Annotated in this window: 16 protein-coding genes and 1 pseudogene; 7 read left to right on the forward strand and 10 right to left on the reverse strand. The window is 74.0% G+C overall.

Features of this window, described 5'->3' with window-relative positions; all coding sequences use genetic code 11:
• Positions 1 to 267: 267 nt before the first annotated feature.
• The 6 genes from ACZ5NJ_RS31615 to ACZ5NJ_RS31640 all read right to left on the reverse strand — a co-directional run bounded on the left by ACZ5NJ_RS31615 (position 268) and on the right by ACZ5NJ_RS31640 (position 7,618).
• Positions 268 to 1,107, reverse strand: coding sequence for an ECF transporter S component (locus ACZ5NJ_RS31615; protein ID WP_468769331.1), 840 nt, complete (start codon positions 1,105 to 1,107; stop codon positions 268 to 270).
• Positions 1,104 to 3,002, reverse strand: a complete 1,899-nt coding sequence (locus ACZ5NJ_RS31620) for an ABC transporter ATP-binding protein (RefSeq protein ID WP_468769333.1) — start codon at positions 3,000 to 3,002, stop codon at positions 1,104 to 1,106. The genes ACZ5NJ_RS31615 and ACZ5NJ_RS31620 overlap by 4 nt, the downstream gene beginning before the upstream one ends.
• Positions 2,999 to 4,354: an energy-coupling factor transporter transmembrane component T gene (locus tag ACZ5NJ_RS31625; RefSeq protein WP_468769335.1), complete on the reverse strand. Its 1,356-nt coding sequence runs from the start codon at positions 4,352 to 4,354 to the stop codon at positions 2,999 to 3,001. The genes ACZ5NJ_RS31620 and ACZ5NJ_RS31625 overlap by 4 nt, the downstream gene beginning before the upstream one ends.
• Positions 4,351 to 5,028: an SCO2322 family protein gene (locus ACZ5NJ_RS31630; RefSeq protein WP_468769337.1), complete on the reverse strand. Its 678-nt coding sequence runs from the start codon at positions 5,026 to 5,028 to the stop codon at positions 4,351 to 4,353. The genes ACZ5NJ_RS31625 and ACZ5NJ_RS31630 overlap by 4 nt, the downstream gene beginning before the upstream one ends.
• A complete protein-coding gene (locus tag ACZ5NJ_RS31635) occupies positions 5,025 to 6,275 on the reverse strand; it encodes a prenyltransferase/squalene oxidase repeat-containing protein (protein WP_468769338.1) in 1,251 nt (416 codons plus the stop codon). Before ACZ5NJ_RS31635 ends, ACZ5NJ_RS31630 begins: the two co-directional genes overlap by 4 nt.
• A gap of 302 nt (positions 6,276 to 6,577) precedes the next feature.
• Entirely contained in the window at positions 6,578 to 7,618 is a 1,041-nt protein-coding gene (locus tag ACZ5NJ_RS31640) for an MBL fold metallo-hydrolase (protein ID WP_468769550.1), read from the reverse strand.
• Between the two features lie 210 nt (positions 7,619 to 7,828).
• Between ACZ5NJ_RS31640 and ACZ5NJ_RS31645 the strand changes: the two genes are divergently transcribed.
• The 4 genes from ACZ5NJ_RS31645 to ACZ5NJ_RS31660 all read left to right on the forward strand — a co-directional run bounded on the left by ACZ5NJ_RS31645 (position 7,829) and on the right by ACZ5NJ_RS31660 (position 12,137).
• Complete coding sequence (locus tag ACZ5NJ_RS31645; RefSeq protein WP_468769340.1) at positions 7,829 to 9,280, forward strand: aldehyde dehydrogenase; 1,452 nt, start codon at positions 7,829 to 7,831, stop codon at positions 9,278 to 9,280.
• Complete coding sequence (locus ACZ5NJ_RS31650) at positions 9,280 to 9,513, forward strand: ferredoxin (RefSeq protein WP_468769341.1); 234 nt, start codon at positions 9,280 to 9,282, stop codon at positions 9,511 to 9,513. The genes ACZ5NJ_RS31645 and ACZ5NJ_RS31650 overlap by 1 nt, the downstream gene beginning before the upstream one ends.
• Positions 9,514 to 9,639: 126 nt before the next feature.
• Complete coding sequence (locus tag ACZ5NJ_RS31655; protein ID WP_468769343.1) at positions 9,640 to 11,862, forward strand: choice-of-anchor J domain-containing protein; 2,223 nt, start codon at positions 9,640 to 9,642, stop codon at positions 11,860 to 11,862.
• 83 nt (positions 11,863 to 11,945) lie between these two features.
• Positions 11,946 to 12,137, forward strand: a complete 192-nt coding sequence (locus ACZ5NJ_RS31660) for a DUF1059 domain-containing protein (RefSeq protein WP_358898349.1) — start codon at positions 11,946 to 11,948, stop codon at positions 12,135 to 12,137.
• Here ACZ5NJ_RS31660 and ACZ5NJ_RS31665 read toward each other — a convergent pair.
• On the reverse strand, positions 12,126 to 12,656 hold the full coding sequence (locus tag ACZ5NJ_RS31665; protein ID WP_468769345.1) for a hypothetical protein: 531 nt from the start codon (positions 12,654 to 12,656) through the stop codon (positions 12,126 to 12,128). The genes ACZ5NJ_RS31660 and ACZ5NJ_RS31665 overlap by 12 nt on opposite strands.
• Positions 12,657 to 12,741: 85 nt before the next feature.
• Here ACZ5NJ_RS31665 and ACZ5NJ_RS31670 point away from each other — a divergent pair, with 85 nt between their 5' ends.
• Positions 12,742 to 13,479, forward strand: coding sequence for an SAM-dependent methyltransferase (locus ACZ5NJ_RS31670; RefSeq protein WP_468769395.1), 738 nt, complete (start codon positions 12,742 to 12,744; stop codon positions 13,477 to 13,479).
• Between the two features lie 36 nt (positions 13,480 to 13,515).
• Here the strand turns inward: ACZ5NJ_RS31670 and ACZ5NJ_RS31675 are convergent.
• Positions 13,516 to 13,738 (reverse strand): annotated as a pseudogene (locus ACZ5NJ_RS31675) (hypothetical protein).
• The gene (locus ACZ5NJ_RS31680; RefSeq protein WP_468769396.1) at positions 13,731 to 13,889 is read right to left on the reverse strand and encodes a hypothetical protein; all 159 of its coding nucleotides are present in this window, start codon (positions 13,887 to 13,889) and stop codon (positions 13,731 to 13,733) included. Before ACZ5NJ_RS31680 ends, ACZ5NJ_RS31675 begins: the two are co-directional and overlap by 8 nt.
• Before the next feature lie 181 nt (positions 13,890 to 14,070).
• On the opposite strand from ACZ5NJ_RS31680, the gene ACZ5NJ_RS31685 reads away from it, so the two are divergent.
• Positions 14,071 to 14,832, forward strand: a complete 762-nt coding sequence (locus ACZ5NJ_RS31685) for a GntR family transcriptional regulator (protein WP_468769552.1) — start codon at positions 14,071 to 14,073, stop codon at positions 14,830 to 14,832.
• Between the two features lie 504 nt (positions 14,833 to 15,336).
• Here the strand turns inward: ACZ5NJ_RS31685 and ACZ5NJ_RS31690 are convergent.
• Complete coding sequence (locus ACZ5NJ_RS31690; RefSeq protein WP_468769397.1) at positions 15,337 to 15,996, reverse strand: TetR family transcriptional regulator; 660 nt, start codon at positions 15,994 to 15,996, stop codon at positions 15,337 to 15,339.
• Positions 15,997 to 16,224: 228 nt separating this feature from the next.
• Between ACZ5NJ_RS31690 and ACZ5NJ_RS31695 the strand changes: the two genes are divergently transcribed.
• Complete coding sequence (locus ACZ5NJ_RS31695; protein ID WP_468769399.1) at positions 16,225 to 17,553, forward strand: glycosyltransferase family 4 protein; 1,329 nt, start codon at positions 16,225 to 16,227, stop codon at positions 17,551 to 17,553.
• The last annotated feature ends 110 nt before the right edge of the window (positions 17,554 to 17,663 follow it).

Below are 17,663 nucleotides of genomic sequence, written 5' to 3' on the forward strand. Positions count from 1 at the left end.
GGGGCCGTCCGGGCGGGGGGCTGTGCGCCCCGGCCGCCCCGGCGACATCACCAGTTAGCCAGGCCCCCGCCGCCCTGGCAACGCCCCCCTCCTACCAGCCGGCTTCGGAACGGAGCGACAGGTCCCCGCCGGGCGGAGGGGCGGATCCCGCTGGTGGGAGACGGTGGGCGGGGGTGCGGGCGGGTCTACTAGGCGGGGCCGGATGTGACGTGGGTCCTGTGGGCCGCCTCACCGCCGAGCGGCCCCTATGTCACCGTGCGTGCCGGTTCATACCCGGTCCGGTGCGTGTCCCGGGCCACTTCCGGCCACCGAATCGAAGGAAACGGGCGCGTCGAACGCCGCTTTCCGAGTCGCCCGCCGCAGCGCCCTGAGCAGCGTGCCCCCGAGGGCGAAGGTCAGCACGACCGTCAGCACCGCCCGCCCCAGGTCCCAGCCCAGCGAGGTGGCCAGGCAGTACGCCGCGAACCGCGCGAGGTTCTCCGGCACCGGGTCCCCCGGGTGGAAGGAGACCCCCTGGCCCATGCCCTGGAGCAGGACCCAGCCCTGGAGGTTCATCACCGTGCCGTACGCGAACGAGCCCACGAACCCGTACGCCGCGAGCATCGCCAGCTCGGCCCGCCCCCGGACCCCCACCGCCCCGGGCAGCAGCCCGGCGCCCAGCGAGAACCAGCCCAGGGCCAGCATCTGGAACGGCATCCACGGCCCCACCCCACCCGTGAGCAGGGCGGACGCGAACATCGTGACGGCGCCCAGGACGAACCCGAAACCGGGGCCGAGGACGCGGCCGCTGAGCACCATCAGGAAGAACATGGGCTCCAGGCCCGCCGTGCCCGCGCCCAGCGGCCGCAGGGCCGCCCCGACGGCGGCCAGCACGCCGAGCATCGCCACCGCCTTGGCGTCCATCCCGTTGTCGGCGATCGTCGCGACGACCACCGCCACCAGGAGCGGCAGCAGCGCGGCGAAGAGCCAGGGGGCGTCCTGGGAGTGGGCCAGGCCGGACTGGGCGTCCGCGAGCAGGGGCCACCCGAAGGCGGCGATCCCGATGAGGGTGACGAGGACCAGGGCCGCGGCGGCGCGGGGGCCGATGCGGACGGGGCGGGGGCTCACGGTGCGGCCTCCGTGTCCTTCAGCGCGTCCGCTGCCTTCAGGGCCTCCGTGGTCTTCGGCGCCTCCGCCGCCTCCAGGGCGGCGGCCACCTGGGAGACCGTGAGCCAGCGGCCCGGGGCCAGGACCTTGGCCACCTGCGGGGCGAAGGCGGGGGAGGACACCACGACCTCGGCGGTCGGCCCGTCGGCGACGATCTCACCGCCCGCCAGGATGACCACGCGGTGGGCCAGCTCCGCGGCGAGCTCCACGTCGTGCGTCGCGAGGACGATGGCGTGGCCGTCGGCCGCGAGGGCGCGCAGCGTCTCGACGAGGCGGGCCTTCGCGGCGTAGTCCAGGCCGCGGGTGGGCTCGTCCAGGAGGAGCAGGGCCGGCCGGCCGGTGAGGACCAGGGCGAGGGCGAGGGTGAGGCGCTGGCCCTCGGACAGGTCCCGCGGATGGGTGCCGTCCGGTACGTCCGGCAGCAGGGCGCTGACCAGGGCCCGGCAGGTCCCGGGCGCGGCCCCGGCGTCGGCGTCGGCCGCGGCGCACTCGGCGGCGACGGTGTCGGCGTAGAGGAGGTCGCGGGGCTCCTGCGGGACGAGGCCGACCCGGCGGACCATCTCGGCGGGCGGGGTGCGGTGCGGGGCGCGGCCGCCGACCGTCACCTGGCCGGTGGTGGGGGCGAGGGTGCCGGTGAGGGCGGCGAGCAGGGTGGATTTTCCGGCGCCGTTGCGGCCCATCAGGGCGATGGTCTCGCCGGGGGCGACGGTGAGGGTGATGTCGTGGAGGACCTCTGCGCGGGCGCGGCGGATACCGAGGGCGGTGGCGGTGGCTGCGGTGGCCGCGGGGGCGGGAGATGCGGGTGTGGCGTCGCCCGGCCCGCGCCGGGAGCGGCCGGCCAGCCGGGCCAGGAGGCCGGGGCGGCGGGCAGGGGCCGGTGCCGGTGTAGGCGCGGTGGGGGTGGGGGCGGGGGTCGCTGCGCGGAGCTGCTCCCCGCCCCGCCCTTCCGCCGTTCCCCGGGGCTCCGCCCCTGACCCCGTTTCGGGGGCTCCGCCCCCGGACCCCCGCGCCTCGAACGCCGGCGGGGCTGGGACGGCGTGCCCCGACAGCCGGTCCCGCAGCGGAGCGGACGCGCGGCGGGCGTCGCGGATCGAGAGGGGGAGCGGGGTCCAGCCCGCCAGGCGGCCCAGGGAGACCACCGGGGGGTGGACCGGGGAGACGGCCATGACCTCCGACGGGGTGCCCAGGACCGGGGCCGCGCCCGGGGAAGGGAGGAGGAGGACGCGGTCGGCGTACTGGACGACCCGTTCCAGCCGGTGCTCCGCCATCAGCACCGTCGTGCCGAGGTCGTGGACCAGCCGTTGCAGCACGGCCAGCACCTCCTCCGCCGCCGCCGGGTCCAGCGCGGAGGTCGGCTCGTCCAGGACCAGCACCCGCGGGTGCGTCGTCAGGACCGAGCCGATCGCCACCCGCTGCTGCTGGCCCCCGGACAGGGTCGCGATCGGGCGGTCGCGGAGTTCGTTCAGGCCCAGCAGGTCCAGGGTCTCCTCCACCCGGCGCCGCATCACCGCGGGCGGCAGGCCCAGCGACTCCATGCCGTACGCCAGCTCGTCCTCCACCACGTCCGTCACGAAGTGGGCCCGCGGATCCTGCCCGACCGTGCCCACCACGTCCGCGAGCTCGCGCGGCCGGTGCGTACGGGTGTCGCGTCCGGCCACCGTCACCCGTCCCCGCAGCGTGCCGCCCGTGAAGTGCGGGACCAGCCCGGAGACGGCGCCCAGCAGGGTCGACTTGCCGACCCCGGACGGGCCGACGAGCAGGGTCAGCTCGCCCTCCGGGAGGGTGAAGTCCGCATCGCGGAGGGAGGGCCGCGCGGCGCCGTCGTACGTCACCGAGACCTGGTCGAAGCGGATCAACGGGACGGCTCCTCGGAGGAAGGGGAAGGGACGGGGGCCACGAGGGCCGGGAGCAGGCCGATCAGGACCGCCGCCGCGGGCCACAGCGGCAGCCCCGGCGCGACCAGCGGCACCACGCCCGGCCGCAGCCCCTCGGGGTCCACCGACCCCGCACGGACGAGGAGGGCCGCCACCGCCGCTCCCGACCCGGCGACCAGCCAGGCGCGCACCCCCCACCGGTCGGGCCGGTAGCGGGTGCGGACGCTGCGCCGCCCGCCCAGCCGCAGCCCCGCCAGGGCCAGGGCCAGGCCGATGCCGAGCAGGGGCAGCCCGTAGCCGGCGCCCTCCGCCGCGAGGAGGGCGTACGTGCCCGCGCACATGCCGAGCAGGCCGCCCAGCGTGAGGGCGTTGGTGGTGTGCCGCACCGCGGGCGGGACCTGGGCCGTACGCCCGTACCCGCGCGCGTCCATCGACGCGGCGACGGCCACCGAGCGCTCCAGCGCGCCCTCCAGCACCGGCAGCCCGATCTGGAGGACGGCCCGCACCCCGCCCGTGGGACGGCCGCGCAGCCGGCGGGCGGTGCGCAGCCGGGCCACGTCCGCGACCATGTTCGGCGCGAACGTCATGGCCACGACGACGGCCACCCCCGCCTCGTACAGCGCGGCCGGCAGCGACTTCAGCAACCGCGCCGGACTGGCCAGGGCGTTGGCCGCGCCGACGCAGATCAGCAGGGTCGCCAGCTTCGCCCCGTCGTAGAAGGCGAAGACCAGCTGCTCGGCGGTGACCCGCCCGCCGAACCGGATGCCCTGCGCCCACGCCGGGAGCGGCACCTCCGGCAGGGTGAACAGGACGTGCGCTCCCGGGATGGGGGAGCCCAGCAGCACGGAGAACAGCAGCCGCAGCCCGATGACGAACAGGCCGAGCCGCACGAAGGCACCGTAGGAGCGCGCCCACGGCGCCTCGGTGCGGCGGGCGGCGACCACGTACCCGGCGACGCCGACGATCAGCCCGAGCAGCAGCGGGTTGGTGGTCCGGGAGGCGGCGGTCGCGAGGCCGAGGGCCCACAGCCACCAGGCCCCCGCGTGCAGGGCGTTGCCACGCCGTGCCGCGGGAGCCCGCCAGGGCCGTTCCTTCTTGTACGTCGGCCCGTGCGGCCCCCGACCGGCCCCTGCGGAGCCGGGCCCGGGCGGGGTCGTGCCGTCGGCCGCGGGGCGGTGGGTGGTGCGCCCGGCCTGCGGCCGAGCGGTGTTCCCACCCGCACCACCCGTGCGGACCGTAGGACCGGTGCGGGTGGCCCCGGTGGGCGGCTGAGCGCCGTCGGCGGCGGCCGCGCCGTCGCGGCCGTGCCGGGCGCCCTCCGATGGGCTGGTCATCGCCTGCGGCGGCGGGACTGCCAGACGGCCGCCGCGCCCAGGGCGGCGACCGCAGCCACGCCCGCGAGCAGGCCGGCCGAGGGGCCGGAGCCCCCGCCCGAGGAGGGCGCCGCGGCGGGGGCGGAAGCGGAGGTCTTCGGTTCGGCGGCGTCCGCGATCGGCTCGCCGCAGCCCGACCTCGGGTAGCCGGAGATCGCGCACAGCAGCGCCGCGCCGTTGTAGCGCAGCGGCTTCGCCACCGACGCCAGCGCCTCGGCGGCCGTGGCCTCCGGGGCCACCAGGGCGCAGGCCGTGCGCGGGGCCTCCTGCGGCGGGGCTTCGCCTGCGGGGGCGTCCCCGGGCACCCCGAAGTCGATGACCAGCGCCACCCGCTTCTTCCCCTCCGCCGCCGCGGTGCCACCGCAGACGGCCTCGAAGCCGGCGGCGGTGCGCGGCTGGGCCGCCTCGGCGCCGGCGTCCTTGCTCACCGAGAAGCGGAAGCCGAGCGTGGCGCCGTCCGCGGGTACGGCCGTCGACGGGCCCTGGGCGGCGTAGCCCCACTTCCCGCCCGTGCCCTCCCAGAACGACCAGTAGCGGTAGCTCGCCGCCAGCGCCGGGGAGGCCGCGAACAGGGTGAGGACCAGGCCCAGGACGGCCAGCAGGCCGACGGGGCCCCGCGCCCGGCGCGCGCTCACAGCTGGTTCTTCTTGCGACGGCCGCTCAGCAGGATGCCGATGCCCATGCCGGCGGCGGCGCCCGCGCCGATGATCCACCACAGGTTCTGGTTGCCGGAGGAGGGCTTGTCGCCCTTGTTCTCCACCGTCTGCGCCTCGGCGTCCGGCTGCTGCGGGGCCGGGCCCGTGGCGTTCAGCGCAGCGACCAGGTCGACGCCGCCGAAGGCCTTCGGGTCGGTACCGGTCGCGTGGGCGGTCAGGACCAGGGTGGCCAGGGCGGCCGGGTTCCGGTTGGACCAGGAGGCGGAGTTGTTCTTCAGCCACTCCAGCGCGCCCGAAGCCGCCTGCCGGTGCCCGGTCGCGGCCAGGGCGATCACGGCGTCGGCGGTGTTGCCGGTGTCCGGGGTCGGCTGGTCGGCGCCCGGGGTGACGGCCGTCAGGTGGCCGTCCTTCTTCAGCGCCTCGGCCAGGTAGCCGGCGGCGGCCTGGGCGGCGGCGGCCGGGTCGGCGGCGCCCGCCGGGCAGGCCAGCGGGGCGGTGGCGGTGTCCGTGGTGGCGGGCTCGACGAGCGTGCCCTTGCCCAGGCCGGCCAGGACGGCGGCGGCCGTGGCGTCGGCGTTGGCGGCGAGCTTGCCGTCGGCCGGCTGGTAGCCGAAGGCGCCGCGGTCGGCGGCCGGCTCGGCGGAGCAGCCCAGCTGGAAGGAGAGCAGGCCGTCGTAGGCGGACTTGCCGGCCTTCGACTTCACCTCGGCCGGCTTCTCGCCCGCCACCGCGAGGGCGCTGATCACGATCGAGGTCGAGCTGCCCTCGCTGGGGGAACCGGGGACGTAGGCCCAGCCGCCGTCCTCGTTCTGGACGGACTTCAGCCAGTCCACGGCCTTCTTGACCTGGGCGTCCTTGCCGCCGAGGGCCTTCAGCGCCTGTACGGCCGCCGCGGTGGCGTTCGTGTCGAACACGGTCGTCGCGTCACAGGCCTTGGCCGCGTCCGCGCGGAACGAGGCGAAGCCGCCGTTCGCGCACTGCTGCCCGGCCAGCCATTCCACGGCCTGCGCGGCAGGCTTGAGGCCGACCGTCTGCTGGGCGAGCAGCGCGAAGGACTGGCGCCACACCCCGTCGTAGGACGGGTCGGCCTTGCCGAAGAGGCCCGAGGGGATCACCGGCGGCGCGGAGGGGGAGGACGGCGGCGTGTCGGCGAGGGCTGCGGGGGCGGCGCCCAGGCAGAGCACGGCGGAGGCGGCGAGCGCGGCGGCGCTGCGGCGGACGTTCATGGCGGGGCGGGTGCCTCTCGTGCGGGGAGCGGGAGACGGGCACGCGCGGGCACCGGGCTCCGGCTCCGTTTACCTCGACGGTGCCGGCCGCCGGGGGCTCCGGCGGCACGAGCCGCGCACCTCCGCTACGGGGCATTCCGGCTCGCCGCCCCGCGTGCTGCGGGCCGGGTCACGGTTGCGGGTCAGCGCCGGATTCGCACCGGCTTCCCCCCGTACGGAAGTGTGGACGACGGCCTCACTCTACCGGCCCGTACCCGCCGGGCCCCGGGGTGCCGGGCCCCCGCGCCCCGGGCCGGCGCCGCTCACACCGCCCGGTACGCCACCGGCTCCGTGCCCGGGACCGCCTCCGCCCGGCCCTGTTTCACCAGCCGCCGGAGGTGCGCTTCCGCTTCCGAGACGGCGATGGTGCGGGAGCCGTACGGGATCTGCTCCCAGGGCCGGTTCCACTCCATCCGCTCCGCCAGCGCCCACGGGGTCAGCGGCTCCGCCAGCAGCAGCCGCCGCAGCCCGCTCAGCCGCTCCTCGTGGTGCGCGAGGAGTTCCCGTACGCGGGCGGGGGCGTCGGTGAAGGCGTGCTGGTGGGCCGGGAGCACCTCGGCGGGCTCCAGGCGGCCGACGCGTTCGAGGGAGTCGAGGTAGTCGCCGAGGGGGTCGGTGGCCCGGGTGTCCTCCGGGGCTTCGTACAGGCCGATGTGCGGGGAGATCCCGGGCAGCAGGTGGTCGCCGGAGAACAGCCGGCCGTTGCCGGGCAGGTGCGCGGGGTGGGCCTCCTCCAGGTGCAGGCAGACGTGGCCGGGGGTGTGCCCGGGCGTCCAGATCCCCCGCAGCCGGCGGCCGGGCAGCGGCAGCAGCTCGCCGGGGACGATCTCCCGGTCGGGGACGGCGGCCCGCAGCCCGGGCAGGGTCCGCAGCCGGCCGCTCTCCCGGGCCGCCCGCAGCGGCGCGAGGTGCTCCTCGGGGGCTCCGGCGGCCGCCAGCTTCTCGCCCATGTAGTCGAACCACACGCCCGGCTCGGCGGAGCGGGTGCGCAGGACGACCTCCGTGTCGGCGGCGTGCATGGCGATCCACGCCCCGGACGCCTCCCTCACCTTCCCGGACAGGCCGTGGTGGTCGGGGTGGTGGTGGGTGATGACCACGCCGTGGACGTCGGCGACGGTGAGGCCGAGCGCGCCGAGCCCGGAGGCGAGGGCGTCCCAGGCGTCGGGGTCGTCCCAGCCGGTGTCCACGAGGACGGGCCCGGCGTCCGTGTCGAGGACGTGGACGAGGGTGTGGCCGAGCGGGTTGTCGGGGATGGGGACCTTGAGGCCCCAGACGCCCCCGCCGTGGTCGGTGACCTGTGACATGACCTCTGACATGGGTGCTCCCCTGGCCGGCTCGATCCGCTCTGACGAGAACGCGTTCCAGTAGTAGCCCAAGTCGACCTTCCACCAACAGTCCTGACCCTGCATCGGATCTTCCGGAGCCCTCGTCCGGACCGTGGACTCCTGGAACTAGAACTGGTATCAGTTCTGCGACACCGGTGAGAGCGTGCGCAGCCCCTGGAGGCATCGGACATGACCGAGCTCGTGGAACACGGACACCTGTTCATCGGCGGGGAATGGACCGATCCGCTGGGCACCGACACCATCCGCGTCGTCTCCCCCCACACCGAGCAGGTCATCGGCAGCGTCCCGCACGCCTGCGAGGCCGACGTGGACCGGGCCGTCGCCGCCGCCCGCCGGGCCTTCGACGAGGGCCCCTGGCCCCGGCTCTCCCTGGACGAGCGCATCGCCGTCGTCTCCCGCATCAAGGACGCCATCACCGTCCGGCACGAGGAGATAGCCCGCTCCATCAGCTCGCAGAACGGCTCCCCGTACTCCTGGAGCGTTCTCGCCCAGGCCCTCGGCGCGATGATGGTCTACGACGCCGCCATCACCGTCGCCCGCGACTACCCGTACGAGGAGCGCCGCCAGGGGGCCCTCGGGCCGATCCTCGTGCGCCGCGAACCGGTCGGGGTCGTCGCCGCCGTCATCCCGTGGAACGTCCCGCAGTTCGTGGCCGCCGCGAAACTCGCCCCGGCGCTGCTCACCGGCTCCTCGGTCATCCTCAAGCCCTCGCCCGAGGCGCCGCTGGACTCCTTCATCCTGGCCGACATCGCCCGGGAGGCCGGGCTGCCGGAGGGCGTGCTGTCGGTCCTGCCCGCCGACCGCGAGGTCAGCGAGTACCTGGTCGGACACCCCGGCATCGACAAGGTCGCCTTCACCGGGTCCGTCGCGGCCGGCCGGCGGGTCATGGAGGTCGCCGCCCGCAACCTGACCCGGGTCACCCTCGAACTCGGCGGCAAGTCCGCCGCCGTGATCCTCCCGGACGCCGACGTGGCGGCCGCCGTCGCCGGGATCGTCCCCGCCGCCTGGATGAACAACGGCCAGGCCTGCGTCGCCCAGACGCGGATCCTCGCCCCGCGCAGCCGCTACGGGGAGATCGCCGAGGCCCTCGCGGCCGCCGCCGGCGCCCTGGTCGTCGGCGACCCCCTCGACCCGGCGACCCAGGTCGGCCCGCTCGTCGCCCGGCGCCAGCAGCAGCGCTCCCTCGACTACATCCGCATCGGCCAGGAGGAGGGCGCCAAGGTCCTCGCCGGCGGCGGCCGCCCGGCCGGCCTGGACCGCGGCTGGTACGTCGAACCCACCCTCTTCGGCGACGTCGACAACGCGATGCGCATCGCCCGCGAGGAGATCTTCGGCCCGGTCGTCTGCCTGATCCCGTACGGGAACGAGGCGGAGGCCTCCCGTATCGCGAACGACTCGGAGTTCGGCCTCAGCGGCAGCGTCTGGACCGCCGACGTGGACCACGGCGTCGACTTCGCCCGCGGCGTGCGCACCGGCACCTTCAACGTCAACACCTTCAGCCTGGACATGCTCGGCCCCTTCGGCGGCTACAAGAACAGCGGCGTGGGACGGGAGTTCGGGCCCGAGGGGCTGAGCGAGTACCTGGAGCACAAGATGATCCACCTGCCGGCGGGCTCGTGATGGGCGACCGCTGGCAGGTGGAGGTGGACCGGGGCGTCTGCATCGGCTCGGGCATGTGCGTGAACCACGCCCCGGACGCCTTCGCCCTCGACTCGGCCCGCCAGTCCCACCCCCGCACCCCGCAGACGGACGCCAACGAACCCACCCTCACGGCGGCCGAGGGCTGCCCGGTGGAGGCCATCCTGATCACCCTCGCGGCGACGGGGGAGGCGGTGTTCCCGCCCGAGGACTGACGCCGACAGCCGGGCCGGAGCCGACGGCTGCGGCCCGACACGCACTCCACCCGACATGCCCGGACGAAATATCCCATGTCGCTAACTTGTCGCATCATCCCCTTCCACTCCTCCGGAAGAAGACCGATGCGCCAGCCCGCCCCCGCCCCCTCCACCGCGCGCGGACGCGCCGCGTGGTGGCCCCTGGTCCTGACCGTGCTCCTGCTGGCCTGGGCGCTCCCGCCCGCCCCCGTCCAGGCCGCCCCCCGGCCGGAGCCCCGGCCCCGGGCGGCCCACGACCGCCGGGACCCGGCACACCACAAGCGCCGCCACCACCACCCCCGGCTGTCCCAGCAGGCCAAGGCGGGCCGCTACGGGGGCGGCGAAGCCAAGGTCGGCACGCTCCGCACCTGGCCGACCATCGACTTCTCGGGCCAGACCGTGCTGCGGGAGTTCCGGCTGCGCGCCCTCACCCCGCACGTCGAGCTCTGGGTCCCCACCGGTGACCTGAGGGTGGACACCGGCGACTGCTCCACCTCCAACGCCGACGACCTCGTGATCACCGACCCGCAGCTCCGCTACCTGGGCGAACAGTTCGAGCACGTGATCCGCCCCCGCGAGGCCGAGGTGTTCGGCGTCCCCAGGCCCCGCGACGGCAGCAACGCCAAGCCGGAACTGCTCGACCCGAGCATCCCGGCGGACGCCTGGCGCGGCAAGGGCGACCGCGTCGTCGTCCTCGTCGACAACATCGCGGCCGGAGGCGAATTCATCGGCAGCGACGTCGACGCGGTCGACCGCAACATCCTGGTCATCGAGGCCGCGGGCTGGAAGACCATGCTGGGCGCCACACCGGCCCACCTGGGCCCGGACCCGTGCCGCGTCTGGGAGGGCTTCCCGATGCCGCACTACATCGAGGGCCTGCTCGCCCACGAGTACAACCACGTGCTCTGGTACAGCGGGGCGAAGGACGCCGACGGCGCCGCCTGGACCATCGAAGGCACCGCCGAATGGGCCAGATGGCTGGTCGGCTACGACGACCGCTCCCAGGACGCCCTCAAGAACCTCAAGATCGGCTGCTTCCAGGGCCGCCAGCGGGCCATGTTCCCGCCCGGCTACACCGACGCCTACGGAGACCGCAACGGAGGCCCCGAGAACTCGCTCACGATCTGGGGCGACCCCGGCCAGAGCGTGCTGTGCGACTACGGCGCCTCCGAAGTCATGATCCACACCCTCGCCGAACGCCACGGGCACGGCTTCGTCAGGGACCTCCTCTACGAAGGCGGCGGCTCGGGATTCGACCGCCTCTCCAAGACCCTCGCCCGGCACGGGAGCCACACCAGCCCCTTCGCCCTCCTGCGCGACTGGTCCACCACCGCGGCCCTCGACGGCATCCTCGACGACGGAGCCGAACTCACCGGCGCCGACCCCCGCCGCTTCCGGGCACGGCCCCTCCACTCCACCGTCAACCTCGACACCCCCTTCGCCTACGCCCGGCCCGGCGCCCCCTCCAACGGCGCGGACTTCGTCCGCCTGCGCGACGCCTCCGGCAGCCCCCTGACCACCGCCGCGCTCCGCTCGCTGACCTTCGACTCGCCCGTCGACTACCCGGCGAGCCCGGTCGAATGGACCGTCGACCCGAACGGCCACGCCCCCGGAGACCCCGCCCTCTCCTCGGGCCCCGTGAACGACGCGGCCAACCTGGACCGCAGCATCGTCCACCAGATCACGGTCGACCCGACCGACCCCACCCTCTCCTTCGACGCCCGCTGGCAGATCGAACAGGGCTATGACCTCGGCGTGGTCCAGGTCTCCACGGACGGCGGCGCCACCTTCACCTCACGCCGCAGCGCCGGCATGGTCACCACCCTGAACAGCGACGCCGAAGCCGGGATCGCAGCCCTCCTGCCCGGCTTCAACGGAGACTCGGGCGGCTGGACCCACCAGAGCATCGACCTCTCCGACCTCGCCGGCCGGACCGTACTCGTCGCCTTCCGCTACAGGACGGACGGCTCCTTCACCGAGCCCGGCCTGTGGATCGACAACGTCCGATCCGGCTCCACCCTGGTCTCCGACGGCACGGCCCTCACCGGCTGGCAGACGATCAGCAGCCACCAGATCCACAAGATCCCCGGCATCAGCCTGCGCCTCGTCGCCTACACCGACGACCACCGGCACGCCTGGACCGCCGAGGTCCCCCTCGACGCCACCCACCACGCGGCCCTCGACGAACGCCGTCTGCGCCACCTCCTCGGCAGCCGCGCCGCGACGGTCTTCGCCATCGTCGACCACTACGAACCCACCGAAACGCTCAAGATCGCCGCGCCGTACCGCCTCACCGTCAACGGCGTCCTCCAGCCGGGCGGCAGCTGACCCGCGCCCCGGCTTTCGCCCCGGCGGCGACCGGAGGATCGTAGGAGGTGTGACCGGTAGGCATCGCCACTGGGAGGTGCGTCATGCGCAAGGTCATGGACTGCAGGGAGTACCCGAGCGAGATCGGGTGCACCCTGACCATCATCGGTGAGGAAGACGAGGTCATGGGCGCGGCCGTCCAGCACGCGGTCGCCGTGCACGGCGAGGAGGACACGCAGGAGTTCCGCGACGCACTGCGCGGCATGCTCAAGACCGAGGCGACCTCAGGGGTGTGATCCCCGGAGCTCCTCCAACGCCTCCCGGGCGGAGAAGGACTCGAAGAGCCGCAGCGACGGCCCCCGCTCGGACGCGAGGACGCCGTAGTACTCCGGAATGAGCGAAAGGTCCCCCCAGGGCTCCTCCACATGGGCCCGGACCAGCAATCTCCCTGATCCCGTGGACCGGATCCACGGGATCAGGAGGAAGCCGTCCAGCCGGGGGTCGAGCCCGCCCGCGCCGCTCAGCGGGACGGTGCCGGGCCCCTCGACCAGCTCCAGACCGCCGGGCAGGCCGTCGCCGGGGCACTGCACCAGCCGGCGGCACACGCTCTCGCGGACCCCCCACCCCTCCGCCACCACGGCCATCTCCGCCCGCGTGTCCTCCCCCACGGGCACCCGGTGCCGCAGGAGCGCGTCCACCAGGTACTCGAGGCCGGCCTCCTGCTCCCCGACCGCCCAGCACACCCGCACCTCGTCGCCGTCGGCATCCGGCAGCAGAGCGGCGAGACGGTCCCACACCAGCGCTTCATCGATCACCGGCACAACCTAACGCCCCCACCGGCACCGGCACCCACCGGGAAAACAAGCTGCGAACGGGCCCCCTCCCTGCGAGGCTGCGCCGGTGAACCGCGAACAGATATCCAAGCTGGCCCACACCCACCACCCCATCAAGTCCCCCCTGAACGACGACTCGGTGACCCGCGTCCTGGCACAGGCCCTCCCGCGCGGCGACGAACGCGTCCTGGACTTCGGCTGCGGCAGCGCGGAATGGCTCCTGCGCGCCCTGACCGCACACCCGGACGTCCGTGCCGAGGGCGTGGACATCTCGGAGTCCGACCTCACGGAGGCCCGCGAAAAGGCCATCCGCCTGGGCGTGGGGGACCGCCTCGACCTCCATCTCCAGAAGGCCGAGGACTTCGCCTCCCCGCACTCCTTCGACCTGATCCTCTGCGTCGGCTCCACCCACGCCTTCGGCGGCTTCCTCCCGACCCTGGAGGCGGCCCGCGCCCACCTCGCCCCCGGCGGCCGCGTCCTGATCGGCGACGGCTTCTGGGACGGCACCCCGACCCCCGAAGCGGTCGACGTACTGGGCGACTTCACCGACCTCCCCACGATGGTGGACCAGGTGGTCGCCAACGGCTGGACCCCCGTCCAGGGCCACACCAGCACCCGCCAGGAACTGGACGACTACGAATGGTCCAACTGGGGCACCCTGGCCGACTGGGCCCTGGACCACCCGACCCACCCGGACAGCCCCCAGATCCTCGACTGGGCCACGACCCGCCGCACGGAATGGCTCCACACCTACCGCACCTCCTGGGGCTTCACCACCCTCACCCTCCGCCGCACCTCGGCCTGACCCGGCCTTGCCCTGGCGGCGTGGCCGCCAGGGCCGTCACCCGATCCACTCGACCGCTTCGACGTTCCCGACGGCGGTGGTGAAACTCCCGTCCCGACGCGTCGCGAATGTAGGCGAGTTCCACCCACCGCTCGTACCCGGCGAAGTCCGAGACGTCCTCGTTGACCACGGCCATCAGCACGCCCTCGACGCCCGACGGGATGTCCCGCACGCGATGCCGCAGCAGCCGGTGCGGTACGTACGCGTAGCCCTCACTCACCGGACACCCCCTCGAACCCGTCGAGAAACCGCTCCCACCCTTCGAGCGCCCGCTCAAGAAGCTCGGCGCTGGGCCCGGTGGGCATGGCCGCCCTGTCCAAGGGGGCGCCGGGCACTCCACCGGCCTGTGCCTCGACGGGAATCTGCCGCATGGGGATCACTCCTCAGCCGGGGGATTATGTCTCTAGAGATGTTCCACTGTCCTCGACGCCGAGGCAATGCATCTCTAGAGAAGTCCCTCGATCGGTGTGCGAACCGGCCGCTACACCCCTGAGTGCGACGCCCTACCCCTGGGCCTAGGGTGTCTAGAGAGGAGAGGGAGTGATCAGTTCGATGACCAGCCAGGGCAGCACACGCCAGCCGAAGTACCAGCGGATCGCCGACGCGTTGAAGGCGGCCATCCGGTCAGGCGAGTACGGCCCCGGTGACCGGCTGCCCGGTGAGAACGACCTCATGGCCGTCTACGACGTCGCCCGCATGACCGCCCGCCAGGCCCTCGGAGTCCTCCAGAACGAAGGCCTCGTCGAGGCGCGCAAGGGTGCGGGTGTCTTCGTCCGCGACTTCAAGCCGCTGCGGCGGCGCGGTATCGAGCGTCTGGCGCAGGATCACTGGGGTTCCGGCCGTTCCGTCTGGTCGGCCGACACCGACGACCGCGAACTCGTCGTCGACCGGATCGACGTGCGCGAGCAGCAGGCGGACGACCGCACCGCCGAAGCTCTCGGCATCGCCGCCGACGAACGGGTCTGGGCGCGCAGCCGCCGTTTCGTGCTCGACGGCAAGCCGGTGCTCATCGCGACGTCGTACCTCCCCTCGGCCCTCGTCGCCGACTCCGCCATCACCCAGGCCGACCCCGGCCCGGGAGGCATCTACGCGCGGCTGACGGACCTCGGGTACGCCCCCGTCCACTTCCGCGAGGAGATCCGCTGCCGCATGCCCTCGGCCGACGAGGCCGAGCGGCTGTCGCTCTCCCTGGGCACGCCGGTCATCCAGATCGTCCGCACCGCCTTCGCCGAGGGCGGCCGCCCCGTCGAGGTCAACGACATGACCCTGGACTCGGCGTCCTACGTCCTGGAGTACGACTTCGACGCCCGCTGACCACCCTGGTCGTCCATTCCCGCAGGCAGCGGGCCCAGACGGCCGTCGGACGCCGGAACTTGAGGAGCGCGTAGCGATCTCTGGCGCCCACCGACCCCGGGGACGATCTTGTCGTCCTTTGCTGCGGTCAGCGGCCCCAGGCGATCGTCGGACGCTGAAACGGGAGGAGCGCGTAGCGATCTGTCGCGGAGCGCGGCCCCGATGCACCGCCTCGTCGGCCCGGATGCCCGGCGAGGCGGCCCCCGGCCCACCCGGCTCATCGCTGACGCCGCCGGATGTCTCAGGTACGACCGTGCCGTCCTTCTGGGGGTTTCCCGGCAGTCCTTGTCTTTTCGGGGCGGGTCGGGCTGTCAAGGGTCGCCGGAGGCGATCGCGGAGCGACGCGACGGAGGAGCGCCCTTGACTGACCGGCCCGAGCCGGAAGGACAGTGGGACTGACGGGAAAGCCCCAGCCCTTCTCCGAGACCGGTCAGCGGGATACCGGTCCGGCCCCCGACAACCCGTTCAGGCCTTTTCCGGGGTCGTCAGGTCGATCAGGCGGCATACCGTTTCGATGTCTATCTTCACCTGTGCGATCGACGCCCGTCCCGACAGCCAGGTGATCAGGGCCGAGTGCCAGGTGTGTTCGATGACGCGGACCGCCGACAGCTGTTCCGCCGTCGGCGGGGCGGTCAGGCCCATCGCGTCGAGGATGATGGCCGTCGTCAGCCGGGAGACCGTGTCGACCTCCGGGCTGACGCTGCGGTCCGCGAACGTCAGGGCGCGGACCATGGCGTCCGCCAGGTGCGGCTCCCGCTGCAGGGCCCGGAACGCGCGCATCAGGGTCTCCGCGACCCGCTCCGCCGGCTCGTCGCCCGCCGGGGGCCGCTTCCGCAGGGTCGTGTGCAGGTGCTGGAGCTGGTCCTGCATGGTGGCGACGAGCAGGTGCACCTTGGACGGGAAGTACCGGTACAGCGTGCCGAGCGCGACCTGGGAGGACTCCGCGACCTCCCGCATCTGCACGGCGTCGAAGCCGCCCCGGCTGGCCAGCTGTGCGCTCGCGTGCAGGATCCGGCGCCGCCGCGCCTCCTGGCGCTCCGTCAGCGGAGGTGACGCCGAGCCGGCCGTGGTCGCCGGGGCAGGGGCCGATGCCGGTGCCCTGACGGCCTTCGCTTCCGCTCTCATGTGTCCCGTTCCTGGCGTTCCGTGTCGTTGCGGGGGCTGATTCCGGGAGGGGTCCGGAAGCAAGCATGTCAGGCGTCCGAGCCGTGGCGCGAATCACCTGCTCCGCCTCTTACGGTGTGGTTTCCGGCCGGTAGATTCAATGCTCTTCGACGGATCAAGTCTGAAACTTGTTCTACATTATCCGAGCGGTTACGCTCCGGCGACAATGCAGGGAGAAGGGGGCCGAGAGTGACCGCAGAGGCCATGGTGACGAGCCCTTTCGAGGCTCTCGCGGGTTCCGCCACCGACGGCGAACGGCCGTTGCGCATCGCACTGCTCACCTATAAGGGGAACCCGTTCTGCGGCGGCCAGGGCGTCTACGTCCGCCACCTCTCCCGCGAACTCGTCAAGCTCGGCCACTCCGTCGAGGTCATCGGCGCGCAGCCCTACCCGGTGCTCGACACCGGCGCCACGCTCACCGAACTCCCGAGCCTCGACCTCTACCGCAGCCCCGACCCCTTCCGCACCCCCAAGCGCGACGAGTACCGGGACTGGATCGACGCCCTCGAGGTCGCCACGATGTGGACCGGCGGCTTCCCCGAGCCGCTGACCTTCTCCCTCCGCGCACGCCGCCATCTCCAGGCCCGCGCGGGCGAGTTCGACGTCATCCACGACAACCAGACCCTCGGCTACGGCCTGCTCGGCGACCTCGGCGCCCCGCTGGTGACGACCATCCACCACCCCATCACCGTCGACCGCAAGCTCGACCTCGCCGCCGCGAAGGACCGCAAGAAGCGGGCGTCCGTGCGCCGCTGGTACGCGTTCACGCGCATGCAGGGCCGTGTCGCGCGCCGCCTGCCCTCCGTCCTCACCGTCTCCGGCTCCTCCCGCCAGGAGATCGCCGAGCACCTCGGCGTCCGCGACGACCGCATCCACGTCGTCCACATCGGCGCCGACACCGACCTCTGGTCGCCCGACCCCTCCGTGGCCGAGGTCCCCGGGCGGATCGTGACCACCTCCAGCGCCGACGTCCCGCTCAAGGGACTCGTCCACCTCGTCGAGGCCCTCGCCAAGCTGCGCACCGAGCAGCCGGACGCGCACCTCGTCGTCGTCGGCAAGCGCGCCGAGAGCGGCCCCGTCGCCCGCGCGATCGAGAAGTACGACCTCCAGGGCGCGGTCCGCTTCGTCAAGGGCATCACCGACGCCGAGCTCGTCGACCTCGTGCGCAGCGCCCAGGTCGCCTGCGTGCCCTCCCTCTACGAGGGCTTCTCGCTCCCAGCGGCCGAGGCCATGGCCACCGGCACCCCGCTCGTCGCCACCACCGGCGGGGCCATCCCCGAGGTGGCCGGCCCGGACGGGGAGACCTGTCTGGCGGTGCCGCCCGGCGACGCGGGGGCGCTGGCCGCCGCCCTGGGCCGGATGCTGGGCGACGCCGGTCTGCGCGCCCGTCTCGGCGCGGCCGGGCGGGAACGGGTGCTGGCCCGGTTCACCTGGGCCAGGGCCGCCGAGGGCACAGCGGCGCACTACAGAGCCGCCGTCGAGCGCGCGGCCACCGCCCGCACCAGCGGTACCCGGTAGCGCCGCCCCCCGCCCTGCCCGCCCCGCATTCCGCGCCCCGGAGCCCGTGCCCCGACCCGGCGCCCCCCAAGACCGCCCAACGAAGCCCGCACCCGAGCAGTGACCACACC

The sequence above is a fragment of the Streptomyces sp. NPDC032091 genome (genome assembly GCF_055580265.1).

What these genes read in the sequence shown, in the direction of transcription:
- ACZ5NJ_RS31625 (WP_468769335.1), bottom strand. Translation starts at nt 4,354, where the DNA reads ATGACCAGCCCATCGGAGGGCGCCCGGCACGGCCGCGACGGCGCGGCC.
- ACZ5NJ_RS31635 (WP_468769338.1), bottom strand. Translation starts at nt 6,275, where the DNA reads ATGAACGTCCGCCGCAGCGCCGCCGCGCTCGCCGCCTCCGCCGTGCTC.
- ACZ5NJ_RS31640 (WP_468769550.1), bottom strand. Translation starts at nt 7,618, where the DNA reads ATGTCACAGGTCACCGACCACGGCGGGGGCGTCTGGGGCCTCAAGGTC.
- ACZ5NJ_RS31645 (WP_468769340.1), top strand. Translation starts at nt 7,829, where the DNA reads ATGACCGAGCTCGTGGAACACGGACACCTGTTCATCGGCGGGGAATGG.
- ACZ5NJ_RS31650 (WP_468769341.1), top strand. Translation starts at nt 9,280, where the DNA reads ATGGGCGACCGCTGGCAGGTGGAGGTGGACCGGGGCGTCTGCATCGGC.
- ACZ5NJ_RS31655 (WP_468769343.1), top strand. Translation starts at nt 9,640, where the DNA reads ATGCGCCAGCCCGCCCCCGCCCCCTCCACCGCGCGCGGACGCGCCGCG.
- ACZ5NJ_RS31660 (WP_358898349.1), top strand. Translation starts at nt 11,946, where the DNA reads ATGCGCAAGGTCATGGACTGCAGGGAGTACCCGAGCGAGATCGGGTGC.
- ACZ5NJ_RS31680 (WP_468769396.1), bottom strand. Translation starts at nt 13,889, where the DNA reads ATGCGGCAGATTCCCGTCGAGGCACAGGCCGGTGGAGTGCCCGGCGCC.
- ACZ5NJ_RS31685 (WP_468769552.1), top strand. Translation starts at nt 14,071, where the DNA reads ATGACCAGCCAGGGCAGCACACGCCAGCCGAAGTACCAGCGGATCGCC.
- ACZ5NJ_RS31690 (WP_468769397.1), bottom strand. Translation starts at nt 15,996, where the DNA reads ATGAGAGCGGAAGCGAAGGCCGTCAGGGCACCGGCATCGGCCCCTGCC.